Genomic DNA, 16,939 nt, shown 5'->3' with positions numbered 1-16,939 from the left:
AAGGGTCAGTACCATTTCGCCATCGGCGGCAGGCTCATCAGCACGGCGTCAGGGTCGTGCCCGGTTTCCAGCCCGAACTTCGTGCCCCGGTCATAGACAAGGTTATATTCCGCATAGAGCCCGCGGTGGCGCAGTTGCGTGTCCTTGTCCGCGTCGTCCCACGGGGTTTCGCGCCGCTTGTCCGCCAGCGGCAGGAAGGCGGGCAGGAAAGCGGCACCCACGTCCTGTGTCAGCTTGAAATCCGCGTCCCAGTCGCCGGTGTTGCGATCATCATAGAAGATGCCGCCAACTCCGCGCGCGCGTTTACGGTGCGGGATGTAGAAATATTCATCCGCCCAGGCTTTCAGCTCGTCATAAAGAGCGGGGCCATGCGGGTCACAGGCGCGCTTCATCTCGGCGTGGAAATGGGCGGTGTCCTCGGCATATTCGATACAGGGGTTCAGGTCGGCGCCGCCGCCGAACCACCAGGCATGCGGGGTCCAGAACATGCGGGTGTTCATGTGGACGGCGGGGGCATGTGGGTTTTGCATATGCGCCACCAGGCTGATGCCAGAGGCCCAGAAGCGTGGATCCTCCTTCATCCCCGGCAGGCCCTTGCGCGCCGCCATCGCCGTCTGCGCCCGCTCGCCCAGGGTGCCGAAGACGGTCGAAATGTTGACACCAACCTTTTCGAACACGCGGCCCCCGCGCATCACGCTCATTTCACCGCCGCCTGCGTCCGATCCGTCATCGGCAGTGCGGGTGGTGGCGCGGACTTCGAATTGTCCGGCAGGGGTCGGGCCGGGCTGCCGCGCTTCCAACCCGTTGAAGGCGGTCACGATGTCATCGCGCAACTGGCGGAACCAGGCTGCAGCCTGGGTTTTCTCCGCCTGGAAATTCTCTGTCATGAATGTGGCACCTGAACTGTTTGCGCCAACGTAACATCGGTGCGATGGCGGATAAAACCATTACCACCCGGCACCAGGGCGCGAAAGGGCCTGCAGGGGCTGGCATCTTGTCGCAGCTTTCCCTGCCTGATCCTCAAACCCGGCATTTCAAACGCTTAGCGCAGGCGTCTCCCCTGTTGAGGGGAGTGAATGAGGCGGGGAATTTGCCAAAAACGGACAAGGCCGCAGGATTTCGCGTGGCTTCTTGGATGCGGGGGCCAACAGCGGCACGCCGCCGGGGGATTGGGTGTGAATTTCTTTCATGGTTTGATATTGAGCTTTCCCGGAACGTCATGCGCTTGCCGGTCATGACTTTGGCAGCATTGACCCGGATCCTGAGGCGGGCAGGGGTCTTTTGTGCCTTTTGCCTTGTGCTTTGCGGCGCGCCGGCCCGCGCCCAGCAATCGCCGGATGAAACCTGGCTGGCAGCGGTGCGCCTTGTGCAGGCGGGTCAGCACGCGCAGGCGTTGCCGCTGGTGGAACGGCTGGTCTCGGCACAGCCGCGCAACAAGAAATACCGCTTTGAACTGGCGCTGGCGCTGTTCCGGCTGGGTCGCGACGGGCGGGCAAAGTTCCACCTTGAACAATTGCGTGGTGCGAACCTGACGCCGCAGGAAAGGCAGATCGTCACGCGGATGATCGGCGCGATTGAGGCGAGGCAGGTCTGGTCGGGGTATTTCAGTTTCAACCTGCGGCCGGAATCGAACGGGACCAAGCAGACGGAGGACCGTGTGCTTGTGATCGGGGGTCTGCCGCTGACCCTGGACGATACAGCAATCGGCAAGGCCACGGTCAGCACCATCGTGACCACGGGGTTCAGCTATGGCCCGACAATCGGCGAGGGGTTGAAGGCGCGGTTCTCGCTGGATGCCTATCTCAAGTATAATCCGGAAGTTGCCTTGCGGGATTATCAGGTGACCGGGCGGGCGGGTCTGGCCTTCACCACGCCGCAAGGACGCTATTGGGATGGCGGTATCCTGATGGGCACGCGGCGTTCTGCGGACCGGCCCTATTCGGAGACATTCGGACTTTATCTCAACCACGCGCGGCGGATCGGAAACGCGGGAACGTTGCGGCTGGGGGGCGAGCTGTCGCGGTCCTTTCGCAAGCGGGGGCTGGCGGATATCGACCGGACTTTCCTGTCAGTCGGATATGCCCATGCCATCGGGGGCAACGCGCAACTGTCCTTCACCGGCTTTGTCGAAAACAACGCGTCCGACCAACTGACCACCGACGGCCTGCGGCGCGGGCTGAGCGTAAGCGGGCTTTATGCCTTTGACGGCGGGTTGATGACCAGCCTGACCCTGCGCGGGGAGACCGATGACCGCACCGGCGTCAGCCGGCTGTTCGGTGCCGCGCGCAGCGATCGCAAGATTGCGGTCGACCTGCGGGTCTATCACAGGGATTTTCGCATTGGCAGATTTGCCCCCGAGGTTCAGTTCGGGATCGAGAGGAACCGCTCGAACATCCCGCTGGCGGATTACACGAACCGGTATCTTTCGCTTGGCCTGACCCGTCGTTTCTAGGGTCACAAAGATGTTGTTTTTTTATTTAATTAACATAACGATAGTTCGAAATCGTCCCCCGTTCCGCCCATTCTACCAGACCGGGAAAAACCGAACTCGTCTTTGCAATGCCCCTTAGCGTGTGAGCACAAAACATGTCCAGGTTCCTGTATCGTCTGTCCCCCACCGCAATCATGCTGACAGCAGCGATGATTGCCCTGATCCTGACCAGCTCTGCGGTGCTGTTGTCCATCGACCGACCCTACCTTGACCTTCCGCAGGGGGCGACGCCGACAGTCGTGGGCGATGTGGTGCTGGAGGAAACAGATCTGATCAGCGAGCCGGATTTCCTGGGCACCTATCCCCGGATGACGGCATTTTTCGCCCGGCAGGACCTGATCGCGGCGCAGCTGACCAAGCCGGACGTATCCGTCACTTACACTCTTCCCGATGGTGCGACGGAAACCGGGATGTTCACCCCGCGTCCGCGACAGATCGGTGATCTGCCGTTTCCTTTCTGGTTCCAGCAAGGGGTCGGCATTCTCGCGCTGTTGGTGGCGGGTTGGGTGATGTCGCTGCGGCGCGAGGACTGGGGTGCAAGGATGTTCGCCCTGACCGGGCTTTTCGTGCCGGTATTCGCCATTGCGGCATCGGTCTATTCGACCCGTCAGATCGCCTTGCCGGGTGACGTCTTCAAGATGCTGTCGCAAACCAACCATTTCGGGGCGGGATCCTTTGGTATCGCGCTGGTCGGGCTGTTCCTGATGTACCCAAAGCCGCTGTTCCATCCACGCTGGCTGTTGCTGCCCCTGGTGGTCTTCGGCACCGGGATCCTGCTGGATCTGATGTATGTCGGCACCGACATCTGGCTGAATCTGGTGGTGCCAACCCAGACCCTGGTGGCACTTGTTCTTGGCGTGGTGCAATGGTGGCGCGCGCGGCGTGATCCGCTCAGCCGGGCAGGGCTGCGCTGGTTCTTCCTGTTTTCGCTGGTGGGCGTTTCGCTGTTCGTGTCGCTGTCGGTATTGCCGCCGGCGCTTGGCATTGCGGACGGCGGTTTCATTCCACAAGCCTATGCCTTTGGCTTTTTCAACCTGATGCACATCGGACTGGCCCTGGGAATCATCCGCTGGCGGGTCTTCGAACTGGATCGTTATGCCTATTACGTCTGGGTCTGGCTTGCCGGTGCGGTGCTGATTTTTGCCACTGACCTGGTGCTGCTGCTGTGGCTGCGCGAACAACCCTGGGCGTCGCTCTCGCTGGCACTGCTGATCGGGGGGTTCCTCTATTTCCCGCTGCGTCAGTTGCTGCTGGTGCGGCTTTTCGGAACAAGGGTGCCACAGGCCTCCGGCATGATCCCGGAGGTGATTGATGTGGCGCTGGCACCCACCCAGCGGTTGCAGAACGAACGCTGGGACGCGCTCCTGCAGGAGACCTTTTCCCCCGCCGCGCAGATCGAGGTGCTGGAGAATGCGCCGGAGACAGTGTGTATCGCCGAGAATGGCGTGGCGCTGCTTCTGCCCGCGCTGACGGGTGTTGCCGGGCGCAGAATGCGCTATGCGTCCGGTGGCAGGCGGTTGTTCAGCTCCGCGGATGTGGCGGCCGCGGCGACGCTTGTCCGCATGCATGGCGTGGTGCGCGAAAGCCATCTTGCCTATGAACGCGGTGTCAGTGTCGAACGGGACCGGATCAGCCGCGATGTGCATGACAATATTGGCGCGCAGTTGCTCAGCGCGCTGCATGCCGCCGAAGGGTCGCGCAAGGACGGGCTGCTGCGCGATACGCTGACCGATTTGCGCCAGATCATCAGCGACGGTTTCCGGTCGAATTACAAATTGTCCGATACCACTGCCGACGTCAGGGCAGAGATGGCCGACAGGCTCGAGGTGCATGGCATCACCCTGAACTGGCCGGCCGCCTCGCTTGAGGATTTGTCCCAGGTTTCGGAAACGCAGGTGCCGTTCCTGATGGTCAATACCCTGCGGTCGCTGACCCGTGAGATCACCAGCAACATCATCAAACATGCCAGCGCAACGGAAGTGACGGTAAATCTCACCTTATCAGAGGATATGTTGCGCCTGGAATTTCTCGATAATGGGCACGGATTTGAGACGGAGGACGTTGATCGCGGGGCAGGGCTGGACAACATGGAAGAGCGGGTCAGGACCATTGGTGGCACGATCCAGTTCCGGCGCCTGCCAAAGGGTATGCGCATCAATGTCAGCCTGCCACTCGATGTCTATACCCGTTCGGAAATGGCACAGGCTGCAATGTGATAGAAAAGATACTGATCGTCGAAGATGTGGCACAAAGCCGGGCATTCATGACAGCTATCCTGTCGGGAATTTTTTCCGACGCGGAGATACTGGAAGCGGCGGACATGCGCACAGCCTTCTTTCTGTGTGAACGGCATCAGTTCAACCTCGCGCTGGTGGATCTGCAGCTGCCGGACGGTGACGGCTATGGCGTGTTGCGCAAGCTGGATCAAACGCAGGATGATGTGACGGCCATCGTGACAACGGCCATGGGCAGCGACAGCGCGATCGTGGCCGCATTGTCAGCGGGGGCAGATGGTTATCTTCTGAAAAGCGATCCGCCCGATTTGATCGCAAGCCATCTGCGGCAGATACCTGACGGCACGCCGCCTCTTTCACCAGCGATTGCCCGGCGCGTCATGGATCATTTTCGCCAGACAGGGCCGAGCGTGGATGACAACGCGACGCTGACCCGGCGCGAAGCGGAAGTACTTTCGCTGGTCGGCCGCGGGTTGCGGGTTTCGGACGTGGCAGGCGCGCTTGAACTCGCGCCCAGTACGGTGTCGAGCCACATCAAGTCGATCTATCGCAAGCTCAACATTTCAAGCCGGGCCGAAGCCGCCTATCAGGCGGCCCGCCTGGGTCTGCTGACCGGGGACAGGCCGCGATAGTCAGGTATTTCATACCGCGTGGCTGCCAATCCCTCGATAAATAATCTCAAATCTTCGACATCAGGCCCAGGGTGCGACAGGTTGCGATGCCGATGCGGATATGTTTTTCAGATGCCTCCTGCGCTGTGGCGGCGTCACCTGCAGCAATGGCATTTGCGACCGACATGTACCCTTGGGCTGCCAGCGCGCGATGCTTCGGGCTGGCCATCATGTGGGCCCGCAGTTGCGCGAGCCTGTCGTGATAGAGCAGTACCGATTGCGCCATCACCCGGTTGTCGCAGAGTGATGTGAGGATTTCGAAGAACCGGTAGATCGCCGCGTTGAAGCGGTGAGGCGTTGCATCATCCGCCGTTTCGCTGGCCTCTGTGATACAGGCGACCAGCCGGTCGGCACCTTTCCTGTCGCTTGTCATCGCGGATTTGGCCGCGACTGTTGGTTCCAGCAGCAGGCGCAGTTCGAACAGATGACCGACCTCTGTCTGGTCGAGTTCAGACAGTTTGAAACCGCGGGTGGTCGTGTCCAGCAGCCCTTCATGGACCATCAGCTGCAGCGCTTCGCGGACCGGGGTGCGTGAAATATTCATGTCGCGCGCCAGTGTCGCGTCGACCAGCCGGTCCTGTGGCGTCAGATCTCCCTGGCGCACGCGGTCGCGCAGAATACGGTAGACCTGATCCTTGAGGGCCAGCGGGCGGTCGAATTGGGGTGTCGGCATCTGCGGTTCCTGATGGTGGTGTGGTCCCGAGCATGGCGCAAATAGAGGTTGCAGGAAAGTTAAAAGTGAATACAGTATTCTGAATATCGAAACCACCATATCAGCGGCCAGGGATGGCAGCCGACAATTTTTAAGGTCCAAGCGTGGACAGAGCAAAGGACGCTAAATGCCGAAATCCGAAATCCTGGCCGAAGTGCTTTTGCCCACGCAGGAACTGCGCGATGATCTGCCTTTTTTCACCAAGACACTGGGGATGAGGCTTGAGAACATCTTTCCCGCAGACGATCCTGCCGTCGCCAGCTTTTCGGGTCATGGTCTGCGGGTGCGGATTGAAAAGGGGGCCGATGTGCCGCCGGGGCGGTTGCGCATCCTGACCGACGCGCCGGAGGACTTCGCCGAAGGACAGCGCCAGCTGACCGCGCCAAATGGCACGGTGATCGACGTGGTGCCCCTGTCACCTGTGGTCGAGCAACCCGTAACGCAGCATGAATTCGCCGTGCGCCGCCTGCGGGACGAGGCCCCCTGGGTCATCGGCCGCGCCGGGATGCATTACCGCGACCTGATCCCGACGCGGCTGGGCGGGTCGATCATCGCCAGCCATATCCGCATCCCCGACGGCGGTCCGGTTCCCGACATGGTGCATTACCACACCGTCGGGTTTCAGCTGATCTTTTGCTACAAGGGGTGGGTTGATGTGCTCTATGAGGATCAGGGGGACGTGATCCGCTTGCACGCAGGCGATTGCGTGACACAGCCGCCGGGCATCCGGCACCGGGTCATGCATGCCTCCGCCGAGATCGAAGTGATCGAGATCGGCGTGCCAGCGGAACATGTCACCACCATCGACCACGACTTTACCCTGCCCAACGGCAAGGGCGATCCGGCACGCGAATGGGACGGGCAGCGGTTTGTGCACCACGTCAAGGAAGGCGCGCGCTGGCATCCCTTCCGAATGCCGGGGTTCACGATGCGTGATACCGGGATCGCCGAAGGAACCAGGGGTGTCGCGGGCATTCAGGTGGTGCGCCCAGACGGTGGCACGACAGTGCCCGCAAAACATGACGCCGACATCCATTTCACCTTTGTCATGGAAGGCACCATGACGCTGAGCGCCGAAGGCCAGGAAGACCGCGACCTGCAGCCCGGAGATGCCTTTGTGATCCCGCCGGGCATGGTGTCGCAATACCGCGAGTGTTCGGAAGATCTGGAGCTGCTCGAAGTTGCGCTGCGCGGTGATTTCAACACAACACTGCTTTGATTGGCAGGGCGGGGCAAGAAAAACATCGCCGGCACCGTTGACTTCTGCGGTGCAGAAAATATGTTCGCCATATAATAAGCTAACCTTAGTATATTGCGAGTGCCTCCATGGCTCCGAAAATTGACCCCGATTCACCGGGATTCCTGGTCAGCACCACTGCCCGCCTGATGCGGCTTGCATTCGAGCGTGAGATTGAGCGCGCGCAGATCGGTGTGACTGCCGCAGAGGCGCGGGTTCTGGCGCATATGTCGGTCTGCGGCGGCATGCGCCAGCATCACCTGGCCGAGAGGTTGGGATGCGCCCCGATGAGTGTCACCGCTTTTCTGGACCGGCTGGAACGCGCGGGCCTGATCGAACGCTGCGCGGACCCCAAGGACCGGCGCGCCAAGATTGCCCGTCTGACACCGGAGGCGGGGCAGATACTGGAACAGATACAGATCGCCGGGGAACGGTCGCGGAAGATCGCCTTTGCCGGGGTGAAGGCGGAGGATTTCGCGGCCTTCAAATCTGTGTGCCTGCAAGTGCGCAGCAACCTGGAAGAGCCGCGCAGTCTGCGCGATACGCAGATGGTGTCGGAATGACCGCCGCGCCGATCATGAGCGAGAGGCGTGTCAGCTTCATTGGGGCCTCCCTGGTGGCCATCGGACCGGTTTCGATGGCGCTGTACACGCCGGCAATGACCGAACTGGTGGCCGCTTTCGGAACCTCCGAATCCGTGATCAAGCTGACGCTGACACTCTATTTCGGGGGGTTTGCCTGTGCGCAGCTGGTTGCAGGGCCCTTGTCCGATGCGCTGGGGCGCAGGCCGGTCACAATTGCGTTTCTGCTGCTTTATTGTGCCGCCAGCGTGCTGGCGATGCTGGCACCCACGGTCGAGATGCTGATCCTTGCCCGGTTCGCACAGGGCGTCGGTGCGTCAGTGGGTGTCGCGATATCGCGTGCTCTGGTACGCGATCTGTTCACGGATGAAAAATCCTCGCGGATCATGAATCTGATCGGGATTATCCTGGCACTTGGGCCCGCGCTGGCCCCGACCCTGGGTGGGCTGATGCTGCTGGTGTTTGGCTGGCGGTCCTTGTTCGTGGTGATGACCCTGATCGGCCTGGGCGCGATCATGGCGGTGCTCTTGTGGATGAAGGAAACCGTTGAACGGGATCTGTCGCGCCTGAACCTCCGCGCATTGGGGCGCAGCTACCGGATGCTGCTTGGCAACCGCCAGTTCCTGACCGCCGCCGGTGTGATTGGTGGCGCATTGGGAGCAATCTATGCGCAGGCGACTTTCCTGCCCTTCATCCTGATCGACAAGGTCGGGTTGACACCGCAGCAGTTTGGCCTGGCGATGCTGGCCCAATCGGGCAGCTTTTTTACGGCATCACTGATCATGCGCGCCTTGATGAACAGATTCAGCGCCAAACGGCTGGTCCCGATTGGCCTTGCCCTGATTGCCCTTGGCAGCCTGGGGACCATGAGCCTGCTGATCTGGCCACCCAGTTTCCTGCATGTGATGATCCCGGTTGCAATCTATGCCTTTGGCATCGCATTCGTGATGCCCGACATGTCGACAGTCGCGCTGGCCCCGTTCCGGCGCGAGGCGGGCGCGGCGGCAGCGATGCTGGGCTTTATCCAGATGGGCTCTGGCCTCTTTGTGGGAACGTTGGGGGCGCTCCTTGGGAATGCGGTACTTGCGATGGGGCTGCTGATCCCGGCGATGGGGGCAACGGCCTGCTTTGCCTATTTCCTGCATCGGCGTACCAATGTGATCATGCATGCCAGATCCACGCCCCCGCCCGGCGGTGCCGGACCGATGGGCCCCAGAACGACCCCGGTCACCGGGCCGGACCGCTAGGCTCTGGATCCATCATGCTTTGCTGCATTGAAGCAGCCCGCCAATTAAATCATAACACATCCATAAAGTACCCGACTGGACCTGATACCATGCCTTCGATCCATATTCTTCGGCTGTTGACGCCCCTGTTCGTGATGCTGGCCCTGGCCGGTTTTCCCCTGGCCGCGCAACAGCAGGGCAGGCCGCCCCCCACCGTCACGGTGCAGACCGTTCAGCCACAGGACCTGACCCTGACCACCACATTGCCGGGGCGTGTCGTGGCCTCCGGCATGGCGGAGGTGCGCCCGCAAGTCGCCGGGATTGTGACGGACCGGCTGTTCCAGGAAGGCGGACGCGTCGAAGCGGGTGATGTGCTTTATACCATCGACCCGGCAAGCTATCAGGCGGCAGTGGCACAGGCTGAGGCCGCCGTTGCACAGGCCCAGGCGCAGCTGAACGCGGCGCAAAAGGAAGAAGTCCGCCAGCAGGAGCTCGCCTCGCGCAATGTGTCCAGCACCGCGGCGCTTGATGCGGCAATTGCGGCGCGGGATTCCGCCCTGGCCGGGTTGCAGGCCGCCCGCGCGCAGCTGAATGCGACGCAGATCGAATTGGACAGGACAAAGATCAAGGCCCGCCTGTCGGGAGAGATCGGCCGGTCGCTGACCAGTCAGGGCGCATTGGTGACGGCCAGTCAGGCCAGCCCGCTGGCTGTGATCCGCAACATAGATACCGTCTATGTCGATGTGACCCAATCCGCCGCAGAAATCATCGAATGGCGGCGTGGCAATGCCGGGGCGCGGATGGGAGACAGCATGGCCGAGGTCAGTCTGACCCTGGCTGACGGCAGTGTTTATGACCAGAAGGGCAGGCTGACTGCGGCGGAGCCGGATGTGAACGAACAGACGGGCGTCGTGGTTCTGCGCATGTCTTTCGACAACCCCGACAAGCTGTTGTTGCCGGGCATGTATGTCCAGGTGGAAATGCCGACACGCATCGCAAAGGCGGTTTTCCTGGTGCCGCAAGAGGCCGTGAGCCGCAACCGGCGCGGGCAGCCCGTTGCCATGGTCGTGGGGGCAGAAAACGTGGTGGAGGCGCGGCAGCTGACCGTTGTGCAGGACATGGGCGGTGACTGGGTGGTCTCGGACGGGCTGAATGCCGGTGACAGGATCGTGACGGTCGGCCTGCAGATGGCCAGCCCGGGTGCCACCGTCACACCGGAGGAGCCTGCCGCCGCTGCGCCAGCCGCATCCGGGGATGCGCCCGCCGCACCCGCGGCAACACAAACCGAATAATCAAGAGCCGGGAAACCCATGGCACGTTTTTTCATCGACCGACCGATTTTTGCCTGGGTCATCGCGATTTTCATCATGGGCGTGGGCATCCTGTCCATCCTGACCTTGCCGGTTGCGCAATATCCGCAGATCGCGCCGCCAACAGTGTCGGTCAATGCGGCCTATCCGGGCGCCTCTGCCGATACGGTGGCCAATACCGTCACCCAGGTGGTTGAACAGCAGATGACCGGGCTGGACGGGCTGCGATACATCTCGTCCAATTCGACATCTTCCGGCAGCTCCAGCGTGACTCTGACCTTCGAGACCGGGACCGATCCGGATATCGCGCAGGTTCAGGTCCAGAACAAGCTGGCCCAGGCCACCGCACTGCTGCCGGAGGTCGTGCAACGGCAAGGCGTGACGGTGCAGAAGTCCTCCTCCGGCTTCCTGATGGTGATCGGGTTGATTTCCGAAGATGGAAAGCTCGACGCCACCGATCTTGGCGATTATCTGACCACCAACCTGGTCAATGAACTCAGCCGGGTCGAGGGGGTGGGCAGTGTCCAGGTATTTGGTGCCCAATATGCCATGCGCATCTGGCTGGATCCCGCCAAACTGGCGGCATTCGAACTGACCCCCGGCGATGTTGTTGCCGCCGTCTCTGCCGAGAACGCACAAATTTCCGCAGGGGCCTTCGGTTCTCCGCCGTCGGTTGAGGGACAGCAGCTGAACGCGACAATCACGGCGCAATCGCTGTTGCGCACACCCGAGGATTTCCGCCAGATCGTGCTGCGCGCAGAAACCGACGGCGGGCTGGTGCTGGTCAATGACGTGGCACGGGTCGAAATCGGCGCGGAAAGCTATGCCACCATCTCGCGCTACAACCGCAACCCCTCTACCGGCATGGCGCTGAGCCTGGCACCCGGGGCCAATGCGCTTGAAACCGCGAATGCGGTGGAAGCCCGCATGGAGGAACTGGCAGCGTTCTTTCCCGAAGGGGTCACCTATGTCGTACCCTTCGACACCACGCCCTTTGTCACCATCTCCATCGAAGAGGTGATCAAGACGCTGGTGGAAGCCATCGTGCTGGTTTTCCTGGTCATGTACCTGTTCCTTCAGAACTTCCGCGCAACACTGATCCCGACACTGGCCGTCCCGGTGGTGCTGCTGGGCACTTTCGGCGTGATGGCGGTGCTGGGTTTCTCGATCAACACATTGACCATGCTCGCCATGGTGCTGGCCATCGGTTTGCTGGTGGATGACGCGATTGTCGTGGTCGAGAACGTCGAGCGGATCATGGAGCAGGAGGGTCTGAGCCCGGTCGAGGCGACCCGCAAGTCGATGGATCAGATTACCGGCGCGCTGGTGGGCATCGCGGTGGTATTGTCAGCGGTTTTTGTCCCCGTGGCCTTCTTTCCCGGCTCAACCGGTGTGATCTACAAACAGTTTGCGGTGACGATCATTTCGGCCATGTCGCTCTCTGTCGTTGTGGCACTCACGCTGACGCCTGCGCTCTGCGCGACGCTGCTCAAATCCAATGGCCACGGTAAAAAGCGGGGTCCGTTCAAATGGTTCAACAGCGGCTTTGACCGTTTGCGCGGCGGATATACCGGGCTTGTCGGGGGCATCGTCCGGCATCCGTTCCTCAGCGGGATATTCTATCTGGCGATCATTGCGGCGATGGGCGCTCTGTTCCTGCGGACGCCACAGGGCTTTTTGCCGGATGAGGATCAGGGCATTCTCTTTACGCTTGTACAGGCGCCCACCGGGGCAACGGCAGACCGCACGCTCGACGTGATCAAACAGGTCGAGGATTACTATCTCACGCAGGAAACCGAGATGGTTGAATCGGTCTTTGGCGTTGTTGGCTTCAGCTTTGGCGGGCAGGGGCAGAACATGGGCCTTGTTTTTGTCCGGCTCAAGGACTGGGACGAACGCACCACGCCGAACCTCAGCGCGCAGGCCCTTGCAGGGCGCGCATTTGGCGCGTTCAGCCAGATCAGGGATGCGATGGTATTTCCCGTCGTGCCGCCTTCGGTGATCGAATTGGGGAACGTGTCTGGTTTCGATTTCTACCTGCAGGCGCGGGGCGGACAGACCCATGAGCAGCTTCTGGATGCGCGCAACCAATTGCTGGGCATGGCCGCTCAAAGCCCGCTGATCGCCTCGCTGCGCCCAAGCGGGCTGGAAGATGCGGCACAGTTCAATCTGGACATCGACTGGCGGCGTGCCGGGGCAATGGGTGTGACGGCAAGTGACGTCGGGAACCTGCTGACCATCGCCTGGGCGGGACGCTATGTGAACGATTTCATCGACGAAGGCCGCATCAAACGGGTCTATGTGCAGGGCGAAGCCGACGCGCGGGCGCTGCCATCGGACCTGAAGAAATGGCGCGTGCGCAATTCCAGCGGTGGTCTGGTTCCTTTCGCGAATTTCACCGATGCAAGCTGGAGCTTCGGCCCGCAGGGTGTAAGCCGCTACAACGGGGTCCCGGCGATGCAGATGCAGGGATCGCCCGCAGCTGGCGCCAGCACCGGGGAAGGGCTGGCAGAGCTGGAGCGGCTGGCAAGCCAGCTTCCTCCCGGCTTTGCCATCGCGCCCACGGGCCTGTCGCTTGAAGAACAGGAATCCGGAAATCAGGCACCGTTGCTCTATGCGCTTTCGCTGGCGGCGATCTTCCTTGCGCTGGCGGCACTTTACGAAAGTTGGTCTATTCCGTTTGCCGTGATGCTGGCCATGCCAATCGGGGTTCTGGGGGCGCTGACTGGTGCCTGGCTGGGCGGTTTCGAAAACGGCGTGTTCTTTCAGGTCGGCCTGCTGACAGTGATCGGCCTGACCGGCAAGAATGCCATTCTGATCGTGGAATTCGCCCGCGACCTGCGCCAGGAAGGCGAGAGCATCATCGAAGCCGCGCTGGATGCGGCAAGGCAGCGGTTCAGACCGATCATCATGACATCGATGGCCTTCTCACTGGGGGTCTTGCCGCTGGTGCTGAGCAGCGGCGCCGGATCTGGCGGGCGCACGGCGATCGGCAGCGGGGTTCTGGCGGGGACCATCGCGGCAACGATATTCGGTGTGCTTTTCGTGCCGTTCTTCTTTGTGATCATCGCGCGCCTGACCCGCGGCAGGAAAGCCGCGTAGCGCCGGCGGGATCAAGATTTTTCAGCCCGGTGGCATGAAAAACCGCCGGGCTGAAAAATGCGGCAGGCTCACATCGAAACAAGATGTGATCTATTCCCGATAAGCATAGTTATGTAATATATTCCGTTGCCTGCTGCGCGCGCCTTTGGCCTCTCGGCGTTTGCCACCAAAAGCGCATCTGTTCGACCTTGACGAATGATCCAGAAAGGTGATCGAATCTGGGCAAATGATAAAAAGCCGCATCACCCTGAAGCAATTGGAAGCCTTTGTCGGCGTCGTTGACATGGGGTCCTTTCGCAAGGCTGCAGCCATTCTCGGCACGACACAGCCGAATATCTCCAGCCGGATTTCCTCACTGGAGGAAAATCTTGGTGTCATCCTCATGCATCGCGACGCGGGTTCCGTCAGGCTGACCGAAAAAGGCAAGGCACTGCTGGTTTCTGCACGACAGGTGCTATGGAATGCCGAAGCCTTTCTCGAAGCGGCCGAGCGGCGGGATCTTGTGGAGGACCGGCTGCGGCTTGGGGTTACGGAGCTGATCGCCTGTACCTGGCTGCATGCCTTTCTGCGCCGGTTCAGAGAGGTCTATCCCTCGGTCGGGGTCGAACTGGAGGTCGGCCTCTCCTCCGAGATCGAAAAGCAGCTTGCAACGGGTCAGATCGACCTGGCTTTGCAGATCGGGCCCTTCGACTACGATATCGGCAGCGCGCTGCCGCTGCGGACCTACCGCTACGCCTGGATTGCAGCGCCGGAACTGGCCGGAGACAACGCCGGGCACAGGCCGATGACGGCTTTGCTGAAATCTCCTGTTCTTACCCACGGCAGGCACACGCTGGCCACGCGGGAACTGGCAAAATTTGCCGAGGCTGGAAACCTGGCGACGGATCAGATCGTCTATTCCAGCAGCCTCGCCTCTTGCGTCCAGATGGCGATTGACGGCGTGGGCTTTGCCCTCTTGCCCGCCGCATTGGTCCGCGACCAGCTGAAGGCGGGAAACCTGGTCGAAGTCGCGACGGACTGGCTGCCAACCGCGCTTGAGTTTCACGCACGCTTCGATGACAGCCGCGTGCCGAGGTTTGTTTCGGTGGCCGCCGGATATGCGATTGAGACTGCAGATGCCTGGGATGAATAGATCAAGAAAATTTATCACCCTTAGAAGATATAACAATTTGTCTTGATCTGAGGTCTGTGCAACCTCGGGGCAAGTTCACCCCCGCCGCAGCGCCCGAAATGACACGCAGCTGCGCCGGATCAGAGATCATCTTTTTGCCCGATCGTGAAAGAGAGATAGAATGAAGTCAGCAACAAATCGTCTTGGCGTCGACATTGGCGGAACCTTTACCGATGTCGTGTTGGAAATAGGCGGCGTGCCCTACTCTACCAAGGTGCTGACCACATATGCGGCCCCTGAGAATGCGATCATCGACGGCATGCACCAGGTCTGCGCCAAGGCGGGGATTGCACCGGGCGATATCGGGCAGATCATCCATGGCACGACCCTGGCGACCAATGCGCTGATTGAACGGCGCGGTGCAAAGACGGCGCTGATCACGACGGAAGGGTTCCGCGATGTGATCGAAATGCGGACGGAAAGCAGATTTGAGCAATATGACCTGAACCTGACACTTCCCGAACCATTGCTGCCGCGTCAGATGCGTTTCACGGTGTCTGAGCGAGTCAATGCGCGCGGCGAGGTCATGATCCCGCTTGACCGTGCGGCGGTTGAGGCCGTTGCCGACCAGATTGCGGAAGCAAACGTCGAAAGCGTCGCGGTCGGTTTGATCCATTCCTATCTCAACCCCGATCACGAACGCCTGATCCGCGATGTGCTGGCAGAGCGTCTTCCCGATGTGGCGGTGTCGATTTCTTCCGAAGTTTCGCCCCAGATGCGCGAATACGAACGCTTCAACACGGTGGTCGCTAACGCCTTCATCAAACCGTTGATGGCCTCCTATCTCGGTCGGCTCGAAAACCGTCTGCGCGACGAGGGTGTCGATTGCCGCATTTTCCTGATGCATTCGGGGGGTGGCATCATTTCCATTCAGAACGCGGCCGAGTTCCCTGTGCGTTTGGTTGAAAGCGGCCCCGCCGGGGGTGCTGTCTTTGCCGCGCATATCGCGGCGCGCTACGGGCTGGACAAGGTGCTGAGTTTTGACATGGGGGGCACCACCGCCAAAATCTGTCTCATCAAGCACCAGACACCCAAGACCAGCCGGGTGTTCGAGGTTGCGCGGACTTACCGGTTCAAGAAGGGCTCGGGCATGCCGATTTCGATCCCGGTGATCGACATGGTCGAGATCGGCGCGGGCGGCGGATCGCTGGCGCATGTGGATACGATGCGCCAGATCCGCGTCGGGCCGGAAAGCGCCGGGTCCGAACCCGGCCCTGCCTGCTATGGGCGCGGCGGTGAACGCCCCGCGGTGACCGATGCCGATCTGGTTCTGGGCAAGCTCGACCCCGACAATTTCGCGGGCGGGACGATCAGGCTGGATACCGCGAATTCGCATGATGCCCTGAATGCCCACATCGGCAGCAAGCTGGATATGGAAGCGGTGGAGGCTGCCTTTGGCGTCGCCGAAATGGTGGATGAGAACATGGCCAATGCCGCAAGGGTCCATGCGGTGGAGAATGGCGAAGACCTGTCCGAATACACGATGATCGCCTTCGGCGGCGCCGCCCCCCTGCACGCCGGGCGGCTCTGTGAGAAACTGGGTGTGAACCGTCTGATCGTGCCGCCCGGTGCCGGTGTCGGTTCGGCCATCGGCTTTCTGCGCGCGCCTTTCAGCTTTGAGGCCAACCGCTCCGTCTACATGCGGCTGAGCGACTTTGACGAGAGCCTGATCCGTGATCTGCTGACCGAGCTGCGGGACGAGGCCACCGGTTTCGTGCGGACCTGCGATGAGGTCAGCCCGATCCTGGCGGAGTTCAAGGTCTACATGCGGTACGCCGGACAGGGCTGGGAGATTCCCATCGGCCTGACCGAAGCCCAGGCGATGAACCCCGACGCCGCCACATTCCTCGCGCGGTTCGAAGAGGAATATGCCAAACTCTTCGGGCGCACGGTGTCCGGCATGGATATCGAGATCACGGTCTGGTCGGTCAACGCCACGACGCCGCCGGAAAAGGTGGCACCCGTGGAGGCTACCGAAAGCCGCGCTGTTGCGGAAGCCAGCGGCACAAGGCAGCTTTTTGACGCGGGCCTTGGGGCATTTGCCTCGGCGCAGGTGGTGGAGCGGAGCAATCTGAAATCCGGCCATACCGTGCAGGGCCCCGCCGCGCTGACCGAAGACGAAACCACGATCATCATTCCCGACAGCCGCGCTGCCATTCAACGGCCCGACGGCTGTATCGACATTGTCCTGAAAGGAGCCTGAA

12 protein-coding genes are annotated in these 16,939 nt (G+C 61.2%); 10 read left to right on the top strand and 2 right to left on the bottom strand.

Translation table 11 applies throughout. The features are described from left to right. Positions 1-5: 5 nt before the first annotated feature. Positions 6-887 (bottom strand): oxygen-dependent coproporphyrinogen oxidase, encoded by an 882-nt coding sequence (gene hemF / locus PVW51_RS10390; RefSeq protein ID WP_269365377.1) that lies wholly within the window; start codon positions 885-887, stop codon positions 6-8. 332 nt (positions 888-1,219) lie between these two features. Here hemF and PVW51_RS10385 point away from each other — a divergent pair, with 332 nt between their 5' ends. The 3 genes from PVW51_RS10385 (at position 1,220) to PVW51_RS10375 (ending at position 5,357) form a co-directional block, all read left to right on the top strand. Next, a complete protein-coding gene (locus PVW51_RS10385) occupies positions 1,220-2,452 on the top strand; it encodes a surface lipoprotein assembly modifier (RefSeq protein ID WP_274574958.1) in 1,233 nt (410 codons plus the stop codon). A gap of 134 nt (positions 2,453-2,586) precedes the next feature. After that, complete coding sequence (locus tag PVW51_RS10380; RefSeq protein ID WP_274574956.1) at positions 2,587-4,707, top strand: ATP-binding protein; 2,121 nt, start codon at positions 2,587-2,589, stop codon at positions 4,705-4,707. Next, on the top strand, positions 4,704-5,357 hold the full coding sequence (locus tag PVW51_RS10375; RefSeq protein ID WP_274574953.1) for a response regulator transcription factor: 654 nt from the start codon (positions 4,704-4,706) through the stop codon (positions 5,355-5,357). The genes PVW51_RS10380 and PVW51_RS10375 overlap by 4 nt, the downstream gene beginning before the upstream one ends. Before the next feature lie 46 nt (positions 5,358-5,403). Here the strand turns inward: PVW51_RS10375 and PVW51_RS10370 are convergent, their stop codons facing one another. Further along, a complete protein-coding gene (locus PVW51_RS10370) occupies positions 5,404-6,069 on the bottom strand; it encodes a GntR family transcriptional regulator (RefSeq protein ID WP_274574949.1) in 666 nt (221 codons plus the stop codon). A gap of 166 nt (positions 6,070-6,235) precedes the next feature. Here PVW51_RS10370 and PVW51_RS10365 point away from each other — a divergent pair, with 166 nt between their 5' ends. From PVW51_RS10365 to PVW51_RS10335, 7 genes are all read left to right on the top strand, one after another. Beyond that, complete coding sequence (locus tag PVW51_RS10365; RefSeq protein ID WP_274574947.1) at positions 6,236-7,327, top strand: cupin domain-containing protein; 1,092 nt, start codon at positions 6,236-6,238, stop codon at positions 7,325-7,327. Between the two features lie 107 nt (positions 7,328-7,434). Further along, positions 7,435-7,908, top strand: a complete 474-nt coding sequence (locus PVW51_RS10360; RefSeq protein WP_274574945.1) for a MarR family winged helix-turn-helix transcriptional regulator — start codon at positions 7,435-7,437, stop codon at positions 7,906-7,908. Further along, entirely contained in the window at positions 7,905-9,173 is a 1,269-nt protein-coding gene (locus tag PVW51_RS10355; protein ID WP_274574943.1) for a multidrug effflux MFS transporter, read from the top strand. The genes PVW51_RS10360 and PVW51_RS10355 overlap by 4 nt, the downstream gene beginning before the upstream one ends. Before the next feature lie 134 nt (positions 9,174-9,307). Then, positions 9,308-10,444 (top strand): efflux RND transporter periplasmic adaptor subunit, encoded by a 1,137-nt coding sequence (locus PVW51_RS10350; protein WP_274575014.1) that lies wholly within the window; start codon positions 9,308-9,310, stop codon positions 10,442-10,444. A gap of 18 nt (positions 10,445-10,462) precedes the next feature. Continuing rightward, complete coding sequence (locus tag PVW51_RS10345; RefSeq protein ID WP_274574941.1) at positions 10,463-13,564, top strand: efflux RND transporter permease subunit; 3,102 nt, start codon at positions 10,463-10,465, stop codon at positions 13,562-13,564. A 226-nt stretch (positions 13,565-13,790) separates the two neighbouring features. Beyond that, positions 13,791-14,696 (top strand): LysR family transcriptional regulator, encoded by a 906-nt coding sequence (locus PVW51_RS10340; RefSeq protein WP_269367146.1) that lies wholly within the window; start codon positions 13,791-13,793, stop codon positions 14,694-14,696. Positions 14,697-14,856: 160 nt separating this feature from the next. Next, positions 14,857-16,938, top strand: a complete 2,082-nt coding sequence (locus PVW51_RS10335; protein WP_274574939.1) for a hydantoinase/oxoprolinase family protein — start codon at positions 14,857-14,859, stop codon at positions 16,936-16,938. The last annotated feature ends 1 nt before the right edge of the window (position 16,939 follow it).

This window comes from Sulfitobacter sp. PR48 (assembly GCF_028807335.1).
Lineage (GTDB): Bacteria > Pseudomonadota > Alphaproteobacteria > Rhodobacterales > Rhodobacteraceae > Sulfitobacter.
The sequence above is the reverse complement of the archived record's forward strand: the minus strand, read 5'-3'. Positions and strand labels throughout refer to the sequence as shown.